The sequence below is a fragment of the Vibrio sp. YT-16 genome, assembly GCF_033337405.1.
GTDB classification, from domain to species: domain Bacteria; phylum Pseudomonadota; class Gammaproteobacteria; order Enterobacterales; family Vibrionaceae; genus Vibrio; species Vibrio alginolyticus.
On sequence record NZ_JAWOQQ010000004.1, the window covers coordinates 16,404 to 36,659 of the forward strand.

The window sequence follows — 20,256 nt, forward strand, 5'->3', positions numbered from 1 at the left end:
AAGAATTATGGGGCTCTGGTCCTCTCGCAACAATAGCTCGTGAACTCGGTCAGGTCCGGAAGGAAGCAGCCGCAGCGTGTGACTTGTGTGCCGGGATGTGGCTGGGGTCCCACCCTTTGAAAGCCCTGCGTTATCGCAGGGCTTTTTTCGTTTTTGAGCCTTCTTTTATTTTGGCTACGCTTGGTGTTCAACGTCTTCTGATGATCAAGCTTCTTGAGGTTATTTAGGTATGATTTATAATCTCATCCGCTCGATACCGAACTTTCGTGAAGATTGTTTAGGGTACACTCGCCGAATAACCATTTTCACCTGGGATACTTTAATGATTTCAAAAAACCAATTAAAACTGCTTCGTGCTTTAGGTCAAAAGAAACAGCGTAAAGCGCATGGCTTATTCCTAGTTCAGGGTGAAAAGAACGTACTAGAGCTAGCAAGTAGTTCATTGAAGGTGAAGCAGGTTTTTGCAACAGCGGCATTTCTCGAACAAAATGCTGGTACGCTAAATCGTTTTGATTGTGTTGAAGCATCGCTTGATGAATTGACCAAAGCGAGCACGCTTGTGAGCAATAATGCGGCCATTGCTGTGGTTGAAATTCCGAGTGTAAAAGAGCCTCAAGCGAAAGGCTTGATGATTGCGCTAGATGGTGTATCCGACCCTGGTAATCTAGGTACGATTATTCGTGTTGCAGACTGGTATGGCATCAAGCACATTATTGCGAGTACAGATTGTGCTGATCCTTATAATCCTAAAACGATCAGTGCGACCATGGGCAGCTTTGGCCGCGTACAAGTGAGTTTGGTGGATTTGCCAAGTTACTTGGAACACGCCAAATTGCCAGTATATGGCGCGTTTTTGGAAGGAGAGAGCGTTCATAAAACGGATTTCGCTGCTGAAGGTATTTTGTTGATGGGCAGCGAATCTCATGGTGTGCGTGAAGCCGCAGCAAAATTCGTGACAGATAAGATCACGATTCCGGCGTTTGGCGGTGCCGAATCACTGAATGTCGCGATGGCGACTGGCATTATTTTAGACAACATGCGCCGCCAACATAGCTAACGCAACAATTACATAATAACAAAGCCAGTCAATTGACTGGCTTTGTTGTATTTTGCCTAGAAAAATCAGCCTGGCTGAATCTTGCGTTTAACGAAATACAGTGAATGTTGTTCGGTGAGTTAATTTTGTTTTAGTTCAATAGGCTGTGCCTATAAATAAAATTACTCCTTTCCATTTAGTAAAATCAGGAAATTAGGCGACACTTATCTAAAGGCCGCAATAAAATGCCCTTAAGGAGATAAGAATGCATTCATTAAAAGTAAAAGATTACATGACGTTGCAAGCGGTGACTTTCACGAAAGATATGTCACTTTCGGCAGCTTTAAACAAAGTAATGCAAAGTGTCACACTAGGTGGCCCTGTCATTGATGAAAATGAAAAAGTGGTTGGGTTTTTATCGGAGCAAGACTTATTAGATAAGTTGGTGAAAGCAAGTTATCACTGCCAAGATACACATACGGTACAAGAGTGTATGCATGATGATGTCTTATCTGTTTCTCCAGAAATGTCAGTAATTGAACTGGCTGACATGATGAAAGTTGGAAAGCCGAAAATGTATCCAGTGGTGGATGGCAAAGGTAAGTTGGTTGGTGTTATCACAAGAAGAGACGTGCTGCGTGCCATCGGAATGACATTAAATGAGTGTTTTAAGCATCCCGTTTAACCTCTCTGTTTAAATTTTACGGAATATTGCTTTTAAACTGGTTTGGAAAGACGCTTCGGCGTCTTTTTTATTTTCTATCGCCGAACTGTACAAATTTATCTTGACCTTGGAGCTTACTCTAAGGTTTATCCTTAGCAATAGGTAAATCACCGATACCAATAAGGAAAAAATTATGTGTACAAAACATCAAGGTTGCCAATCTAGCAAAATCAAAACTGCGGTGCCGCTTGGTGCAAGCGAGTCATGCTGTGCGCCAGTAAAATCTTCCCTCAATATCTCTCAGGCCAGTGTTGATGTTTCTGAAAGCTCTTGCTGTAGTGGAGGAGGCTGCAGCGTTGACACAGGCGAGGAAGACGATCCCACAAGGGAGAGTAATTCCTCCGTTCGGAACGCTTGGCTTGTGTCAGGTATGGATTGCCCATCTTGTGCGCAAAAGCTTGAGAAAGCCATTACGTCTTTACAAGGCGTCAGCCAAGCCAAGGTTTTGTTTGCAACAGAAAAACTGGTCGTCGATTTTGATGGTCTAGAGCTGATAGCTACGATAGAGCAGACAGCCCAAAAAACGGGTTTCCCGCTCTCTTCACTGGATGCTCCAAAACCAAGCACTACAAAGAAAGGCTGGCTTGGCGTCATAAGAGACAACATCCAAATTCTCTCGATTGCTGGTGCAATGGCTACTGCGGCAGTAATTTCTAAGATCGACCCTCAAATAAGCGCTTGGTTATTCACTTTGACGTGTTTACTTGGTTTATACCCAATCGCGCTCAAAGCATTTAAGTTGGCGCGTAGCGGTACGCCTTTTGCGATTGAAACGTTAATGAGTGTAGCGGCGCTCGGCGCTTTATATTTAGGTGAAACCGCCGAAGCCGCAATGGTGTTATTGCTTTTCCTTATTGGTGAAAAGTTAGAAGCATATGCATCATCTCGCGCGCGAAGCGGTGTCCAGGCGTTAATGGACTTAGTCCCAGAAAATTCAATTTTAATAATTGATGGTGAACGTAAAGAAGTACCAGCTGCTCAGCTTAAACCAGGGGATATCATAGAAGTCGCCCCCGGAGGTCGTTTGCCTGCCGACGGTGTTTTGCAAGATGCGCTTGCGAGTTTTGACGAAAGTGCGTTAACGGGAGAATCTGTTCCCGTTGAACATCAAACCGGTGGCAAAGTGATGGCCGGGGCTGTGGTTGTCGATAAAGTGGTTCGCTTACAGGTGACTTCCCGTCAGGGCGAGAATGCGATAGACCGAATTCTTCATTTGATTGAAGAAGCAGAATCCCGTAAGGCACCATTAGAACGCTTTCTTGATAAATTTAGCCGTTGGTATACGCCGCTAATGATGCTGGTGTCTCTGATGGTTATCGTTACGCCGCCATTACTATTTGCCCAACCGTGGGAAACGTGGATCTATCGAGGACTCGCCCTGCTGTTGATTGCTTGTCCATGTGCATTAGTCATTTCAACGCCTGCGGCGATCACTTCTGGCTTGGCGGCAGCTGCTAAGCGGGGCGCATTGATCAAAGGTGGTGCGGCGCTTGAGTTGCTTGGCAAGGTTGAGTCTGTCGCATTTGATAAAACTGGGACACTGACGCAAGGTAAACCAGAAGTGACTGATGTCTTTGCTTTTGATATGGATGAAGACAAGTTACTTAGCCTAACTGCGTCAATCGAGGTTGGTTCAAGTCATCCTCTAGCGGTTTCTTTAGTTACCAAAGTGCAAGAGCAGGGGCTTACTATTCCTGAAGCGTTGGATAAAACCGCGCAAGTAGGCTCTGGTGTCACTGGTTACGTCGATGGAAAAATGGTCCAAGTGGTCACGCCTTCAAAGGCAGACTTTCCACTTTCTCAGGAAGCCATAGAGCAAGTAGTTACGTTGGAACAACAAGGTAAAACGGTTGTCATTGTTCGTTACGATGACGAGGTCATTGGCGTGATCGCATGGCAAGACACATTGCGCTCAGATGCCCAGCAAGCCATCGCAATGTTGAAGGAACTTGGGGTCACGTCGGTGATGCTAACGGGTGACAACCCGAGAAGTGCAGAAGCAATGGCAAATAGAATAGGCTTGGATTATAAAGCGAGTTTGTTACCTGCAGACAAGGTGCATTACGTCGAGAAGCTATCACAACAACACACCGTTGCGATGGTGGGAGACGGTATCAATGATGCTCCAGCCATGAAAGCTTCGAGTATCGGCATTGCGATGGGAGGCGGTACGGATGTTGCGCTCGAGACTGCTGATGCGGCGTTAACACACAACCGTTTGATTGAGCTACCTGCCATGATAGAACTGTCGCGTGCGACGCTAAGTAACATTCGTCAGAATGTCGCGTTAGCGCTAGGTTTGAAAGGTGTATTCTTAGTGACAAGTTTACTTGGTGTTACTGGGTTGTGGGTTGCTGTATTAGCCGACAGTGGTGCAACAGCACTGGTGACATTGAATGCGTTGAGATTACTTCGTTTTGAGTCCAAGCAGATCAAATAACTGACCTAACCATTGATCCCACTCATTAATAGCCCGAGGCATTCGTGTATCGGGCTTTTTTTAACCGTATTCACCTGATGCGATCAGACGTTTTTCTCGTCCTTGAAATCACGCATTGCTATGCAACAAAATGATCTAATGCCCCTTAAAGTGTGATCAATACCAGTTTTGTTTGAAATTTCATTTTCATTACATTTTGTCATTGTGATTGTGATCACTCTATGTTGGTGAAAGGTTCGCTACAGTGCATCTGTACCCAATAACTGATTAATGAGCTTATTGTTCATAAAATAAGCCACAATAAGGAGCGACTTATGTCTCAAGCTGTATTCCATTTAGGTGTTACTGAAGCTGATCTTAATGGTGCGACTCTAGCGATCATTCCTGGTGACCCAGCGCGTGTTCAAAAAATCGCAGAACAAATGGAAAATCCAGTATTTCTAGCAAGCCATCGTGAATACACGCTATACCGTGCAGAGCTAGACGGTAAACCTGTTGTGGTTTGTTCTACAGGTATTGGTGGTCCTTCTACCTCTATCGCAGTTGAGGAATTGGCACAGCTTGGTGTTCGCACTTTCCTACGTGTTGGTACAACGGGTGCAATTCAACCGCATGTAAACGTGGGTGACATGATCGTAACGACGGGGTCAGTTCGTCTTGACGGTGCGAGCCTACACTTTGCTCCTATGGAATTCCCAGCAGTTGCTGACTTTGAAGTAGCAACCGCAATGAAAGCAGCGGTAGAAGAGTCTGGCGCTACAGTTCACATGGGTGTGACTGCATCAAGCGACACGTTCTACCCTGGTCAAGAACGTTACGATACGTTCTCTGGTCGTGTTGTTAAGCGTTTCCAAGGCTCTATGCAAGAATGGCAAGACATGGGCGTACTTAACTTCGAGATGGAGTCGGCAACACTGCTAACAATGTGTGCGAGCTCTGGTTTAAAAGCGGGTTGTGTGGCTGGTGTTATCATCAACCGTACACAAAAAGAGATTCCAGATCATTCAACTCTGAAAGAAACGGAAGCGCGTTCAATTAAAGTGGTTGTAGAAGCAGCGCGTAAAATGCTTTAAGCCGCTATAGTTGGCATTTAAACAAACAGAAAAAACCAGAGGCTAACCTCTGGTTTTTTTCTACTTATAGAAATGCGTACAGCTAAAATTTAGGTATAAAAAAAGCAGCATTAATGCTGCTTTTTATCGTTGTGAATTTTAGCTTTTCTTAATGGCACTATATCTCGTCTGAACCGCCCGCGTCTTTAAACCAAGCAGTTAAGTGCGTTCTTAAATCTTTAAGCTCATCAGGGCCAATCAGGGCTAGCCCTAAGTCTTCAGCACGAGTAATGTCATTGTGACGAAGAGGACGGAAGCTCACCAACATTGCGCGCGCTTGTAAGCCACCTAATAGATCGCGAAGCGATTCTAACTTATATAAAGTATCGTCGCCGTCATCTCTCATGCCTTTGGTTTTGCATTCGATGATGTGCAGCTTGTTGTTTACAACTGTTGCGACATCTAACTCATTGCGTACTTCACTTTCACCAAGTTTGCGATAAACCTGAACATTTAACGATCGATCTTGGATCGTCGGCATGGTGTCTTGGATTTGCTTCACGGTGCTGTGAACCAAAGTTTCTAACCACTCACCGTTTGAAAAGCGTCGAGCATCTTCATCTGCAAACGTTAAAACGCCATTCTCATAGGTGGCGATTTCTGCTTCTACTAAATCTGAAAGCAACATGTTGAGCTCACGGTAGCCCTGCTGTTTTTCGGAGAGCTCGACATCAAGCTTTTGTTCTTTGCGGCATGTGGTTGCAAGGTAGTTAAGTGTTGCTAGACCTGGCCCAAGCTCAAGCGCATTTGAGGCCCATCGTTCACCAAGTTCATACAATTTTTTATCAAGAAGAGGTGGTAAATCAACGTGGTGAAACTCGCCGCGTGCACCAAAGATAGTGAGGTAATCTGCAATCGTAATGTGATCTTCGACTTGGGTATCTTCTTTGCCATCAGGGTATAACCAACAAAGCTTATCGCTACTAGGCTCAACCACAAAAATTGGCCAGCGATAGGTACGGAAAACTTCGTACACCGACAACAAGCGATGACGAAGACCACAGCTCGCGTTCAATTTTACATCTTCGCCGCGTTCATGGAGATCTTTTGCCAGTTTTTGAATTGCTTGTTTGATCAGAGATGTATTAACAGCGGATGGAATTTCAAAAAATTCAGAAGTAATTTCTCGTTGATCTAAAACGGCACTCAGTCGGTCAAATATATCTAACTGGCTCTTGTCTCCGATGAAGACGATATGTGTGCTTAGCGTACGATTATCTAATAGAGGAGTGACCAATCTCACTGGGTCTTGGTCGATAATACCAACATGAACAGCCATAGATTTTCCTTTTTATGAGGCCGCTCGAAAAGAGTTGTGCAAGGGGATGAGCTGGCCTTATTAATCATATGTAGACATGGCCGACAAAAAACAAGGGCGACTTAACAAAAAGTCGCCCTTATACAGTTGATTGCACTAATTAATGCTCTTAATTATAAAGTATTTATAACTTAAATCGGTGGACCAATTCATTTTGCTGATGAGCCAAGTGGGTCAGTGATTCACTGGTTTGTGCGATACTCGACATGGCTTGGAAACTTTCATCGGCGATGTTGTTAATATCTTCAATGCTGCGAGCAATGTCTGTTGATGTTTCACTTTGCTCTGCTGCTGCTTGTGAAATGTGCGTACTCATTTGGCTGATTTCGATGATTAGCGCCTGGATCTCTTCCATTGAGCTGTTCGCTTTTGATGCTTGCTCAACCGACATCTCCATATCGCTCATACAGCTTTGTATGACTTGGTTCGCCGATTGCGAGCTAGATTGCAGATTACTGATCATGGATTCAATTTCAGTGGTTGATTGAGTCGTTCTTGATGCGAGTACTCGTACTTCATCTGCCACTACCGCGAAGCCGCGACCTTGTTCACCAGCGCGAGCCGCTTCAATTGCCGCGTTCAATGCCAGTAGGTTGGTTTGCTCCGCAATGTTGCGGATCACATCAAGGATAGACCCAATTTGACCACTCATTTTTTGTAGCTCAGAAACTGCGGAGACCGATTCGTTCAAACGTGTTTCTAGTTGATTAATGGTTGAGATATTACTGCTCATAACATTTCTACCTTCTTCAGAGGCAGATTCGACGCGTTGCACCATTTCTAACGAGCCTTGCGCACTTTGCGCGACTTCCTGCACTGAATGAGACATTTCTGTCATCGCGGTAGCGACGTTTGCTGTTTGTTCGCGTTGAGAGCTCAATTTAATTTGTGCTTGCGAAGAGGTGCGTTCGTTGGTTGTCGCGGTTGACGATAGGTTTTCTGACGCTTCGTTGAGTTTCACCAAGATCTCGTGAAGGTTGTCGGCGAGTGAGTTAATGTGTCCACTCACACGGCTGAATTCGTTGTTATAGCGAATATCGATACGCTGTGTCATATCACCTTCAGTCAGGCTTTCTAACACTTTTAGAATACGAGTCAACGGTTCGCGAACGCTTTGTGCGATGTGGTAGCCAATCGCTGTCGCGAGTAAAACGACAATAACGCCAATGATGATGGCTTTCGTTACACCCGCCGAATATATGTCACCTGCGTCTGCCAATGATTCATTGAGCTTATCTGTTGCGGTTGTCGTGAATTGCTCAAGAATCGCCATGGTTGAATCCACTTTATTTGCTAGGTTGACGATATTGTTATACAAAGCGGCGCGAGCATTGAGGTAATTATTATGTTGGTCTAGCACACCGCCACGCATACCAACGTCACGAGTAAATTGCTCTACAGATTCGCCAAAAGCTTTTTCTAGCTCAGGAAGCTGAGTCACCAACCCGCGGAATGCGTAATTCAAGTGCGTTACTGCTTTGCGGTTTTTAGCTACGGCTTGCGTAACAAACTCAGGGTTGGAACTGGCGAGGGCATCAGAGGTAATTACTTCGGCATCTTTTAACTTGATAAAGTAGCTCTTTGCCATGACTTTGACAGAAATGCTGGTTTGATCTGCCACATATTCTTTAAGACCAACCGAAAGTTCGGTATTCAGTTTTTGGAAGCGGCGTGAGGATTTTTGCACTTCTTCTTGAGCCGCAAACATTGCTTCGTAGTTGTCCATGGCCTCTAGAGCTTCTGTAAAATAGCTCTGCTCTAACGTTTTTAACTGTGAAAACGGTTCGGCAAGAGAAGGGTAGATTTGGCTTGCGGTTTTCAGTTGAGCCAATGTGGATTCGAAGCGCTGTTGAGATCTAGCAAATTCCTGACGCATTTCATCCATGCGTTGTTTATTCTCTGTCGTCAGGAAGTCTTTAAATGATTTGTCGGCAGAAAGCAGCTCAACACTGGTTTGATTAGATAACGATACCAACGGTAGGGATGATTTAGAAACCGTGCCAAATTTTCCGTGAATATCACTCATTCCTCCCATCATAATGGCAATTGTGACGGCAAATAGGATGATGATCAGTGCAAAGCCGGCATACATCCTTTTAATAACTGAACCTCGCATAAGTGAGCTTCCTCTCCCAAAAATAGACAAGCTACCCAAGTATTTTTGAATTTACTTGGGTATAAAAATAATAATTGTCTTAAAAAAGTAACAAAATTCATTGGATTGTATTCAGTTTGTGATGCGCATTTTATGACGCACACGACAAAAAAAGCTTCGTTAATTAGCATTTGATTAATAATGTTAAGTGAACACTGTTTTTATTGAGCTCCGCTTTTGGTTGGCGCATACTAATTGGGGTCTAATTACGTTTATAAAATGGAGTCCTCATGGCGGAAGAAACGATCTTTAGTAAAATTATTCGCAAGGAAATCCCTGCCGATATCCTTTATCAAGATGATTTGGTGACTGCGTTTCGCGACATTAACCCTCGCACACCAAGCCATATTCTCATTATTCCGAATAAACTGATCCCAACAACGAATGATGTAGAAGCTGAAGATGAAGCAATGATGGGGCGTTTGTTCACTGTTGCTAGAAAGTTAGCGAAAGAAGAAGGTATTGCTGAAGACGGCTATCGCCTAATCGTTAATTGTAATCCACATGGTGGCCAAGAGGTTTACCATATTCACATGCACCTACTAGGCGGCCGCCCTCTAGGTCCAATGGTATTGAGCTAAGCTTTTAAAAGTGGGTGGCGATTCACCCACTTCTTTTTCCTGTCGAATGACACATTTGTGGAGATAAATGTGAAACTAGGTGTAAAGCTGTTAGGGCTGATGAGCTGGGCTTTAATGGCCTCTGGCTGTGCGAATTTATCTGCGGGCAATCTGTTTAGCCATTACAGCAACCAGAATCAAGAAGTTTATCAAGCCGTTGTTGCAGGGGAATATGCCAAAGCAAAACAACTTCAATCAAGTGAAGTGGGTGGCGAGATACTTGGCAATTTTGAAAAAGGTCGTATCTCTTTTCTTGCTGAAGATTACCCAACAAGTTTAAATGCGCTAGAAAGCAGCGATCGTGCTGTACGTGTTCAACAAGATCGTGCGACGATATCTGTGTCAGACACGGCAACGAGCGTCGGCTCTCTCGCAGTGAACGACAATCTCCAAGACTATCATCCCGCCGATTACGAACTTGGCTTTTTGCACCTGTATCTAGGACTAAATTACTTACAGAAAAACGATTTAGAAGGGGCACTAGTTGAAGTGCGTCGAGCTAATCAAGTTCAGGAAGCAGCAAGAAAGGCGCGTGAAAAAGAGCTAAAAGCAGCAGAGAAAGACCTTAACAAGCAAGGCATGTCTGCCAATTTAGGCAGTGTGTTAGCGAACTACCCTGATGCTGGTAAAAAACTAAGCGCGGTACAAAATGGTTATCTGTTCTATCTTTCTGGCTTGTTATATGAAGCGTCGCGAGACTTAAACAGTGCTTATGTTGATTACCGACGAGCACTCGCTGTAATGCCAGACAACAAGCAAGTTGTGGAAAGCACCTTATACGCTGCTAAGAAGCTGGGCATGCGTGAAGACTTGCGCATGCTAGAGAAGCGGTATGGCAAAGCACCTTCTGGATTAACTCAGTCACAAGGGCGAGTCATCGTTATTGATGAGCAGGGTGTTGTTGAGGCGATGAAAGGGTGGCGTATTGATTTACCGATTTACGACAGTCGCGATAATGGCGCGATTTATTCGTTGGCGCTTCCTTATTATCAGAACCGAGGTGCTCAACGTTTTAGCGATGTTGTTTTAAATGGTCAGGTATTGCCTTCCAGTACGCTGACTGATGTTAATGCGATGGCGCAAAACGATCTTAATGAACGTCTTACTACAATAGTGATCCGTCAAGCTCTTCGTGTTTGGGCAAAAGATCGAATCCGAAAAGAGGCGGCGAAAAAAGGCGATGATGTGGGCAACATACTTTTCAATGTATGGAACACATTGACCGAACAGCCAGATACAAGAAGTTGGCAAACATTGCCAGCGCAAGTGAAAACGGCTTCAAAAATCGTGAAACCGGGAACACAAAGTTTAAACTTGGGTGATCAAACCTATCAGTTTGAAGTGCCTGCACAGCAGACTACATTGGTATGGGTATCTCGTCAGGGAGCACACTCAACCGTGTGGCATAAACAGCTAGGGAGACTGTAATGAAAGCATGGCTTGCTTGTTTAGCAATGGCTATTGGTTTAGTTGGATGCGCCGAAAACACGGCTGGTATTCGAATTGATGGCCAAACGCAAAAAGTATTTTTTAATGATAACGTTTTAGGTAGTCGCTTATTAGTTGACAACATCACCACCACTTACGTTGATGATCGCCCACGAGGAGTCGTGCAGCTGAGTAGCAATTACAAAGGTGATCAGCACATTCTTTACCGATTTTATTGGTATGACAACAATGGTTTAGAAGTGAATACCAAACCTGGTCCGTGGCGAAAAATGATTGTGCGAGGATTTGAGCAAGTCACGTTATCTGAAGTTACTGTGAATCCAAATGGCACAAAATTCCGTGTGCAAATTAGAGAAGCACAAGACGATTAATCTTAACGGCTCTGCCGAAGCTGCCGCGCTAACGATGCGCTGGTATTGAAAAACTAAGGAACTCTCATGAAAAAAAGTATTATTGCTCTTTTAGGTCTTGCCGTCATTTTAGGTGGCTGTTCTAACAAAGTCTCTTACGGCGATGCGCAAGCAACAGAAACCACGACTATCGATTTTGGCTCAACAGATTTACAAAAAATCGCGGCTGAAATGGTGGATAGCATGATGATGTCGGGCTCTGTAGCAGCAATTACTCGTGACCAACGTCCTATCGTTTTTGTTGAGCGAATTAAGAACAAAACCAGTGAACATATTGACACTGAATCCATTACTGACACGATCTCTACTAAGATGTTGAACTCAGGTAAGTTCCGCTTTGTTGATATGGATCGTGTTGAGTCTGTGCGTGAACAACTTAACTTCCAAAACACGGATGAGCTTGTTAACCAAAGCACAGCGATCCAATTTGGTAAAATGGTTGGTGCTCAATACATGCTTTACGGCAACCTATCTAGCATTGTGAAAAATGCAGGTAGCGATAAAGATGTATACTACAAGATGACCATGCGCCTAATGGACCTAGAAACAGGTTTGATTGAGTGGGCGGATGAAACTGAAATTCGTAAAGCGCAATCTAAGAGCCTATTCGGTCTTTAATCGAACAGGGTGGAGAAGTCATCAATGGCATGGTTTTCTTGGCAACAAGCAAAACAGTTAGATCCGAGTCTTAACGCTCTCGATGGCTTCTTTACGGAGCCTCCGGTAAAAGTACAAACTGTTACCGGGGGGCTAACCAACCGCTGTTGGCGGTTGGAATCTTCTCAAGGCCTTGCATACATCTGGCGACCGACCAGTCATGTCTGCAAGGCTTTTTCAATTTCTCGTCACAGTGAATATCAAGTGCTGAATGCAGTCTCTTCATTGGAAATTGGCCCCAAGCCAGTTTTTATTCATGAGCAAGGGTTGCTGGTGGAATGGATAGAAGGAGAGGCACTGACGGAGTTAGGCTTAGTACTAAGCTATTTATTATCCATTGCGGCGAAGATTCATCAATATCCGATAAGCGCAATTCCTTTGGTTCCATTTTCATATATTTCTCGCATCGATCATTATTGGCTTGAGCTTGATGGTCAGTATGTGGGTACGGAGTTTGAGGCTTTGTACATGAAGTGGCGCACGGAACCGAACGTTGCACCTGTTCCGCTTGCCCTATGTCACTTCGATCTGGGGTGTTACAACCTAGTGCGAGGGGAGAGTGGGGTGAAAGTCATTGATTGGGAGTATGCCGGGATTGCTGACCCTAGGCTTGATTTGACCTTAACTATTCAGGTCGCGAATGCGCCTGTGGATGAAGCGGTAAAGCAGTATTGCCAACTTCGAGGTATCGAAGATGTGTCTCTTTGGATGAGAGGTGTACACGCTTGGCAACCAAGAACCTTGGTGATGGCGATGCTCTGGTATCTACTTGCCTATAAATTGTGGGGAACTGAACAATACTTAAACAGTGCGTATGAGTTGAAAGGCTCATTGTGTATGGAAGATCACTGTTTTGAGAACTCGTGATATTTTCCTCTTTAACAGTAAGGAAATAGTGGTAGTTTTAATAAAAGTACCAGATACACACAGGGAGAGGTACAGATGATTATTTACTTACACGGCTTTGACAGTACAAGCCCGGGTAACCACGAAAAAGTTCTTCAACTGCAATTTATCGACGACGACGTTCGTTTTATCAATTACAGCACCCTTCACCCAAAGCACGACATGCAACACTTGTTAAAAGAAGTGTCTAAAGTTATCGATCAATCTGATGACCCAAACCCGTTAATCTGTGGGGTTGGTTTAGGTGGTTACTGGTCTGAGCGAATTGGTTTTCTATGCGGTATCAAGCAAGTGATGTTCAACCCGAACTTGCACCCAGAAAAAACGATGGCTGGTCGAATCGATCGCCCAGAAGAGTACGAAGATATCGCAACAAAATGTGTTGATCAGTTCCGAGCGAAAAATCAAGCTCACTGCTTAGTGATTCTCTCTAAAGATGATGAAGTGCATGACAATTCGAAAACGGCAGCTGAGCTAGAAAAACACTATCAAATCATTTGGGATGAAACTCAGTCTCATAAGTTCAAAAAAATCTCTCATCATTTACAAGCGATAAAGGCATTTAAAAATACTTATTAATGTTGAGTGTAGACAGTAAAGCGGCGTTTTTATCGGCTGCTTTGCTGCGATTCCTTCTCTTGAGTATGCCGAGCCACTGTCTCTTTGAAAGGCACATTTTCTTGGTTTAACGCTTTGAATATTGTGTTCTCCTTACCGTTTTCTTACTTCCCTCCTATGTAGCACGAACACCTTGTTGTAGAGTAGTCGAAAAGTAGTCAATCCGTACTCGTTACACGGATTTTGGTTGCCTTCAAAGTTGGTCTCTATATAATGAACCGGACTAAAATAATTTGATAAATATCAAAAAAAATTGAGAGCGAGTAATAAACTTGCCCAAAAACTTCTGGCGTCGTATGCGTACCAGATAAACATGCCAAACCCTGACAAGTCATTGATAGATAAAGAATCAAAGTGGGTGGTAGTTTTTTAATCCAAGTAATTGAGACACCTCTAAGAACCAAGAATTCATCGGTTGGATGGATGCCACAAATGTTTGTGAGTCATGCATCGAGCTGAACCCCATATATTCATTTTTGTAGAGGAAAATCATTGTGACACGCATTATCGTTGTAGGCGGCGGTGCAGGTGGTCTTGAGTTGGCAACTAAGCTTGGTCGAACTCTAGGTCGCAAAAACCGTGCGCGAATTACGCTAGTCGATCGAAAAGCGAGCCACTTGTGGAAGCCATTATTGCATGAGGTTGCTACAGGTTCTTTGGACGAAGGAGTAGATGCACTGAGCTATCGAGCTCATGCAAAAAACCACAGCTTCGACTTCCAAATGGGTAGTCTTCAAGACATCGACCGTGAACGTAAAGTGATCATCTTAAGTGAGCTTAAAGACGAACACGGTGAACTTCTTATGCCAAGCCGTGAGCTAGAATACGACATTCTAGTGATGGCGATTGGCTCGACATCAAACGACTTCAACACGCCTGGCGTTCGTGAAAACTGTATTTTCCTAGACAGCCCTGAGCAAGCACACCGTTTCCGTACAGAAATGAACAACGAGTTCCTAAAGCTGCACGCCAAAAACGGTAACGGTACGGTCGATATTGCGATTGTTGGTGCTGGTGCAACTGGCGTTGAACTATCAGCTGAGTTACATAATGCTGTTAAAGAGCTGCGCACTTATGGCTTCGGTGATCTTGATTCTAGCAAGTTGAACGTCAATCTGATTGAAGCAGGTGAGCGTATTTTACCAGCGTTACCTCCACGAATCTCTTCTGCTGCTCATCAAGAGTTGGTGAAGTTGGGCGTAAACGTGCGCACCGCCACTATGGTGACTAAAGCTGAAAAAGATGGCCTTACTACAAAAGATGGTGAGAAGATCCCAGCTCAAATCATGGTTTGGGCTGCGGGTATCAAAGCTCCAGACTTTATTAAAGATATCGCTGGCTTAGAAACGAACCGTATCAATCAGCTTGTAGTGAAAAACACACTACAGACAACACGAGATGATGACATCTTTGTTATTGGTGACTTAGCACAATGCACCCAGTCTGACGGTTCGTTCGTGCCGCCACGCGCTCAAGCTGCACACCAAATGGCAAGCCAGGCATTTAGTAACATCGTCGCGAAGATCAACGGGCGCGAGTTGAAAGACTATGTATATAAAGATCACGGTTCATTAGTGTCTCTAAGTCGCTTCTCAACCGTTGGTAGTCTGATGGGGAACCTAACTAAAGGGTCGATGATGGTAGAAGGCCGTATTGCTCGTGTCGTTTACATCTCATTGTATCGCATGCACCTAATGGCGTTGCACGGTGTATTCAAAACCGGTCTGATGATGCTCGTCGGCCGCATTAATCGCGTGCTGCGTCCAAACCTTAAGCTGCACTAAGGTTTTAAATCCACTCTGTGTGGATGTGTTGTATCTTAAAAAATGCAGAAGCCACCGCAAGTCGGTGGCTTTTTGTTTATGTTAGATCTGTCGGTAAAAGTGAGTACACAACGCCATCTTTAGGCTTACCATGAAAAATAAACCGGTTTCTGGCGATGGCTTCTTTTTGTGCACCGACGGACTCAATTAAGGCTTGGCTAGCTTCGTTGTCGGGGTCACAAACAATCTCTAGTCGAGTTAAACTTAGCTTTGCGAAGCAGAATTCTGCTAAGGCTTTAACGGCTTCTTGGGCATAGCCTTGCCGTTGATAGCGGTCGGCAACCCAGTAACCAATACTCGCCATATTAAACGTATGATATAACTCATTAACCGCTGCCATTCCAACCAAAGTGTTACTTTGCCGCTCATAGATACCGAAACCAAAAGCCTCAGTTTTGACCCAGTTAAGACGGGTTGCCAACAGAAAGTCCTGCGCGGTTTTCAATGTGACGTTTTTATCACACCAGTCAAGCCATTGGTGCAGCGAAGGGGATTCTGCAAGTAATCGTTGTAGTGAATGTGCTTCTTCAGAAGGGATGAGCTTGAGCGCTAAGCGGGGCGCAATGATTTCAAAGTCTGGACTCATGAACTAATACGACTTCCATGTTGAGTGTAAGTAAATTGAAAGCTGTCTATTTATACTTGAACGCAGCTATTTTCCTTGCTCTGCGTTGGTTAGGAATAACTGAGGTATAGCAGATAAAAACAAAGCGCAGCTTTGCTGCGCTTTGTCGAACCGCTCGTGCTTATCGAACCCGACGAACTTGAATGATCATACCCATCAACGGGTTATCTAGGTAATGAGTCTCGCTGCTACGCATACGACGTTTTTGATCCATTCGATAACTCTTCAGGAATTTCTCTTCGGTTACTGTCGGCGATATTTCTGCCAAGTTACCTACTTGGACGTTACCATCTACTTCACCTAAGTCATCCGCCAATTGCTCAGTTGAGGTTGGTTCAAAACGCACCTCTCTAACACTTGGTTCGCGCAGATCTAGTGTTGTTTCGGCGAAGAGGTAATGCTGTACGTATATTTGGAATCGACCATCTAGTTCATATAAAGGACCATTGACCGTCTCTTCACTGTAACCGTCGCTGGAAAATGTTTGATTGCCATTGATTGGGCGGCCATCTGCTTGATAAGAATCAGAGAAATCTCGCCCGCCAACGATGCGGAAAATTGGGGCGCTAGATTTACCTCGGTCACCTTGACGCCAGGCTACGTGTTTAAGCACTTTAAAGCCGGCATGATTATTTAGTGCCGCTTCTTGCGCGTTGAGACGGAAAGAAGAACTTGGCAAAAGTGTCACGCCTTTAGAGCGGCGGTAGGATTCACTCTCTAGGCTACCGACATTTTCCATATCGATTTTTGGCAGTTGATTCGGCCAAGATTCTGTTGTGCTTTCAGCGTCGACTGCTCGCTTGAAAATGATCACTTCAATATCAAATTGGCGCTGTGCCCAAGAGGGCATTGAGACACATAGAAGCAATAACGGGATCAGTATTCTCATTCGACTATTAGCTCGTTGGTAATAAATTCTGTTTAAAATCATTCAGTAAGTCTTGAACAAACTGAATGCGTTTACGTCGGTCCACCAATGGTACGCTAAACTTGAACTTAGTTGGACCTTCCATTGCAAATTTTTGCGGCTGTGATTGCAGCAGTTTAACTAAATACGCTGGATTTATGTCAGCATCAGGGTAAAACTCGATAAATCCACCTTTATCATGGGCTTCTATCTTTTTCGCTTTTAAACTACCAGCCGAAATTTTCAATTCTGAGACGGCAAGTAAGTTCTTTGTTGCGTCTGGAAGCAAACCAAAGCGATCAATCAGTTCCACTTTTAGCTCTGATAGTTCATCACTGCTTGTGACACTCGCAATGCGTTTGTACATCGACAGTCGTGTGTTTACATCCGGAATGTAATCATCTGGTAAGAGCGCTGGGATTCGCATTTCCACTTCAGTTTGCTCACGAAGCAGCTCATCCAAAGATGGCTCCTTGCCTTCTTTTAATGCTTGCACTGCTTGTTCCAGCATTTCCATATAAAGTGTAAAACCAACGGATTGAATTTGCCCACTTTGCTCATCACCAAGCAGCTCACCAGCACCACGGATTTCTAAATCGTGGGTTGCTAACGTAAAGCCAGCACCTAAGTCTTCCAGTGAAGCAATCGCATCAAGACGCTTGATGGCATCTTTGGTCATGGCTTTTGGATGTGGCGTTAATAAGTAAGCATAGGCCTGATGGTGCGAACGTCCAACACGGCCACGCAATTGATGCAACTGCGCCAAGCCAAGATTGTCCGCACGATCCATGATTATGGTATTTGCCGTTGGTACGTCGATACCGGTTTCGATGATGGTTGTACACACCAACACATTAAAGCGCTGATGGTAGAAGTCATTCATGATTCGCTCAAGTTCGCGCTCGCGCATTTGACCATGAGCCACGGTAATGCGTGCCTCTGGGATGAGTTTCTGTAAGTCTTCTGCCGTTTTTTCAATGGTTTCAACCTGATTGTGCAGGAAGTAAACCTGACCACCACGCATAATTTCACGCAGTACCGCTTCACGGACCACTGGCTCTTCTTTTTGTCGAACAAAGGTTTTAATGGCTAAACGGCGTGCAGGAGGTGTCGCGATGATCGACAGGTCTCGCATGCCACTCATTGCCATATTCAGTGTGCGTGGAATTGGTGTTGCGGTGAGGGTAAGAATGTCCACATCTGCACGCATTGCTTTGACCTTTTCTTTTTGACGAACCCCGAAGCGGTGTTCCTCATCAACGATCAACAAACCTAAATCTTTGAATTTAATGTCGCTCGAAAGCAGCTTATGCGTACCAACGACAATGTCTACTTTACCATCGGCAACGTCTTGCAGAATGACTTTTTGTTCTTTGGCAGATTTAAAACGAGACAGTACTTCAACTCGGATTGGTAAGTTGGCAAAACGGTCACGGAAGTTTTCGAAATGCTGCTGAGCAAGCAAGGTTGTTGGTACGAGTACAGCGACCTGTTTACTGTTATCCGTTGCGACAAATGCTGCGCGCATAGCGACTTCCGTTTTACCAAAGCCCACGTCACCACATACTAAGCGATCCATTGCTTTTGCCTGGCACATGTCTGACAATACGGCATTGATGGCCATCGCTTGGTCATCTGTTTCTTCAAACGGGAATGTTGCTTTAAATGTTGCGTATTGCCCACGATCTAGCTCAAATTTGAAGCCCGGTTTTAATTCTCGTTTTGCATATACATCCAGCAATTCTGCCGCGACGTCACGCACTTTTTCTGCCGCTTTACGACGTGCTTTTGCCCACGCTTCACCACCTAATTTATGCAGTGGCGCACTCTCTTCAGCGCCGCCAGAATAACGGCTGATAAGATTCAGTGATGAAACTGGCACGTAGAGCTTGGCATCGTTTTGATACTCAAGGGTGACGTATTCCGTTTTCATACCACCGGCTTCAAGTGTTTGTAAACCGATGTAGCGGCCAATACCGTGATCAATATGAACCACAGGTTGGCCGGGTTTTAGTTCGGCAAGGTGGCGAATAACGGTGTCACTGTTGACGGCTTTTTTATCTTTGCGGCGTCGCTGGATAACACGGTCACCGAGTAGATCACTTTCACAGATCAGAGCGAAGTTCAGCTCTTCGTGAATGAAACCATGCTCTGCTGCGCCTAAGACCAAGCTGAATCGATCACCCGAGTCTAGAGCTTGGTAAAGTGAGCCATGTACGACTGGCCGAACTTTGATGCCTTGCAACAGCTCCGTTAGTGCTTCACGACGACCTTCTGACTCTACCGAGAAAACGATTTTGCCGCTGAATTGCTCACTAAACTGACGAAGGCGCGAGAGCGGCTCTTTATTTTGTTGCTGAACGCCAAGCTCGGCTAACGATTGTACTGGTAGGTTTTGACGACCGGCACGCTTAACCACTTTATCTAGGCTCAATTGAGCGATAGGGAGCTGTTTTAGTTGACTGAAAAGTTCGTCTTTTTTCAACCAAAGCTGTTCAGGAGTCAAAAGAGGACGCAGCGGATCAACTTTTTTCTGGTCGTATCGATATTCGACATCGGTTAAGAAAGTATCGACCGCAGATTCGATATCACCATATGTGATGACTTGAGAGTCTTCTGGCAAATATTCAAATAAAGTCTCGGTATGGTCAAAAAACAGCGGCTGCCAATACTCAATACCAGCGGGCCACGTGCCTTTGGTCACTTGCATGTAGATTGATTCAGGCTCGCGGCGTGCGTCGAACTGGGTGCGCCAACGTGTACGGAAATCTTCAATCGCTTCTTTAGTGGTTGGGAACTCATGTGCAGGCAGCAATTGGATTTGCTGAATATCGTCGATAGAGCGTTGGTTCTCTGGATCAAACGTGCGAATGGTATCTATTTCATCATCAAAGAAGTCGATGCGGTACGGGTCATTGCTGCCCATAGGAAAGAGATCCAGAATAGAGCCACGACTTGCATATTCACCTGGTCCAAATACTTGATCTACATGGCGGTAGCCAGAATTTTCAAGTTGTACACGTAACTTCTCTAGCGAGAGCCGATCACCAGTTTTCACCATTAAAGTGTGTTGCAACAGAAAATCACGTGGCGATTGGCGTTGCAATACTGTACTGACCGGGACGATGGTTATGCCATCACGTTGACTTGGCAGTTGGTATAGGCGAGCGATACGTTCAGAGATGATTTCTTGATGCGGAGAAAAGTTATCGTAAGGCAGCGTTTCCCAGTCGGGGAACAGGCTTACCGTTTGGTCGGTGAATTGCTCAATCTCTGCCTGAAGCTTTAAAGCGATTTGCGGGTCAGGCACAACGAGTAGCGAGTGACTCGAATGCTGCTTGGCTAGCTCTGCAATGGCTAGAGGTAGAGCTGCGCCCGGCAAATTACCTAGCTGTTTTTTGTCGCCACGCTCTGAAGGGTTGGTGACGGAAAGAATCGTTGCTTTTGTCATAGGAA

16 protein-coding genes and 1 other RNA gene are annotated in these 20,256 nt (G+C 44.8%); 12 read left to right on the forward strand and 5 right to left on the reverse strand.

Annotation, left to right across the window (positions count from 1 at the left end):
- The first annotated feature begins 13 nt into the window (after positions 1-13).
- The 5 genes from ffs to udp all read left to right on the forward strand — a co-directional run bounded on the left by ffs (position 14) and on the right by udp (position 5,273).
- Positions 14-110, forward strand: an RNA gene (gene ffs, locus R7F07_RS08500) — signal recognition particle sRNA small type.
- A gap of 212 nt (positions 111-322) precedes the next feature.
- Positions 323-1,057, forward strand: a complete 735-nt coding sequence (locus tag R7F07_RS08505; protein ID WP_005378485.1) for an RNA methyltransferase — start codon at positions 323-325, stop codon at positions 1,055-1,057.
- 244 nt (positions 1,058-1,301) lie between these two features.
- Complete coding sequence (locus R7F07_RS08510; protein ID WP_005378483.1) at positions 1,302-1,721, forward strand: CBS domain-containing protein; 420 nt, start codon at positions 1,302-1,304, stop codon at positions 1,719-1,721.
- A 172-nt stretch (positions 1,722-1,893) separates the two neighbouring features.
- The gene (locus tag R7F07_RS08515) at positions 1,894-4,200 is read left to right on the forward strand and encodes a zinc/cadmium/mercury/lead-transporting ATPase (RefSeq protein ID WP_053307489.1); all 2,307 of its coding nucleotides are present in this window, start codon (positions 1,894-1,896) and stop codon (positions 4,198-4,200) included.
- A 314-nt stretch (positions 4,201-4,514) separates the two neighbouring features.
- On the forward strand, positions 4,515-5,273 hold the full coding sequence (gene udp, locus R7F07_RS08520) for a uridine phosphorylase (RefSeq protein ID WP_005378479.1): 759 nt from the start codon (positions 4,515-4,517) through the stop codon (positions 5,271-5,273).
- Positions 5,274-5,430: 157 nt separating this feature from the next.
- On the opposite strand, the gene R7F07_RS08525 is transcribed toward udp, so the two are convergent.
- Together R7F07_RS08525 and R7F07_RS08530 are read right to left on the reverse strand one after the other, a co-directional pair.
- The gene (locus R7F07_RS08525; protein WP_005378476.1) at positions 5,431-6,591 is read right to left on the reverse strand and encodes a DUF1887 family protein; all 1,161 of its coding nucleotides are present in this window, start codon (positions 6,589-6,591) and stop codon (positions 5,431-5,433) included.
- Positions 6,592-6,754: 163 nt separating this feature from the next.
- Positions 6,755-8,746: a methyl-accepting chemotaxis protein gene (locus R7F07_RS08530; protein WP_318110480.1), complete on the reverse strand. Its 1,992-nt coding sequence runs from the start codon at positions 8,744-8,746 to the stop codon at positions 6,755-6,757.
- Between the two features lie 269 nt (positions 8,747-9,015).
- Here R7F07_RS08530 and hinT point away from each other — a divergent pair, with 269 nt between their 5' ends.
- From hinT to R7F07_RS08565, 7 genes are all read left to right on the forward strand, one after another.
- On the forward strand, positions 9,016-9,366 hold the full coding sequence (hinT, locus tag R7F07_RS08535) for a purine nucleoside phosphoramidase (RefSeq protein WP_005378473.1): 351 nt from the start codon (positions 9,016-9,018) through the stop codon (positions 9,364-9,366).
- A gap of 69 nt (positions 9,367-9,435) precedes the next feature.
- Positions 9,436-10,833, forward strand: coding sequence for a COG3014 family protein (locus tag R7F07_RS08540; RefSeq protein WP_025766940.1), 1,398 nt, complete (start codon positions 9,436-9,438; stop codon positions 10,831-10,833).
- Positions 10,833-11,225 (forward strand): YcfL family protein, encoded by a 393-nt coding sequence (locus R7F07_RS08545; protein WP_025766939.1) that lies wholly within the window; start codon positions 10,833-10,835, stop codon positions 11,223-11,225. The genes R7F07_RS08540 and R7F07_RS08545 overlap by 1 nt, the downstream gene beginning before the upstream one ends.
- 66 nt (positions 11,226-11,291) lie before the next feature.
- Complete coding sequence (gene lpoB, locus R7F07_RS08550) at positions 11,292-11,882, forward strand: penicillin-binding protein activator LpoB (protein WP_005378467.1); 591 nt, start codon at positions 11,292-11,294, stop codon at positions 11,880-11,882.
- Between the two features lie 24 nt (positions 11,883-11,906).
- A complete protein-coding gene (gene thiK / locus R7F07_RS08555) occupies positions 11,907-12,788 on the forward strand; it encodes a thiamine kinase (protein ID WP_171342757.1) in 882 nt (293 codons plus the stop codon).
- Between the two features lie 75 nt (positions 12,789-12,863).
- A complete protein-coding gene (ycfP, locus tag R7F07_RS08560; protein WP_005378464.1) occupies positions 12,864-13,406 on the forward strand; it encodes an alpha/beta hydrolase YcfP in 543 nt (180 codons plus the stop codon).
- A 533-nt stretch (positions 13,407-13,939) separates the two neighbouring features.
- Positions 13,940-15,229, forward strand: coding sequence for an NAD(P)/FAD-dependent oxidoreductase (locus R7F07_RS08565; RefSeq protein WP_025766937.1), 1,290 nt, complete (start codon positions 13,940-13,942; stop codon positions 15,227-15,229).
- 76 nt (positions 15,230-15,305) lie between these two features.
- On the opposite strand, the gene R7F07_RS08570 is transcribed toward R7F07_RS08565, so the two are convergent.
- The 3 genes from R7F07_RS08570 to mfd all read right to left on the reverse strand — a co-directional run bounded on the left by R7F07_RS08570 (position 15,306) and on the right by mfd (position 20,251).
- Entirely contained in the window at positions 15,306-15,854 is a 549-nt protein-coding gene (locus R7F07_RS08570; RefSeq protein ID WP_170890542.1) for a GNAT family N-acetyltransferase, read from the reverse strand.
- A gap of 160 nt (positions 15,855-16,014) precedes the next feature.
- On the reverse strand, positions 16,015-16,782 hold the full coding sequence (locus R7F07_RS08575) for a peptidoglycan binding protein CsiV (RefSeq protein ID WP_021707672.1): 768 nt from the start codon (positions 16,780-16,782) through the stop codon (positions 16,015-16,017).
- A gap of 7 nt (positions 16,783-16,789) precedes the next feature.
- Positions 16,790-20,251, reverse strand: coding sequence for a transcription-repair coupling factor (mfd, locus tag R7F07_RS08580; protein ID WP_054576370.1), 3,462 nt, complete (start codon positions 20,249-20,251; stop codon positions 16,790-16,792).
- Between the last annotated feature and the right edge of the window lie 5 nt (positions 20,252-20,256).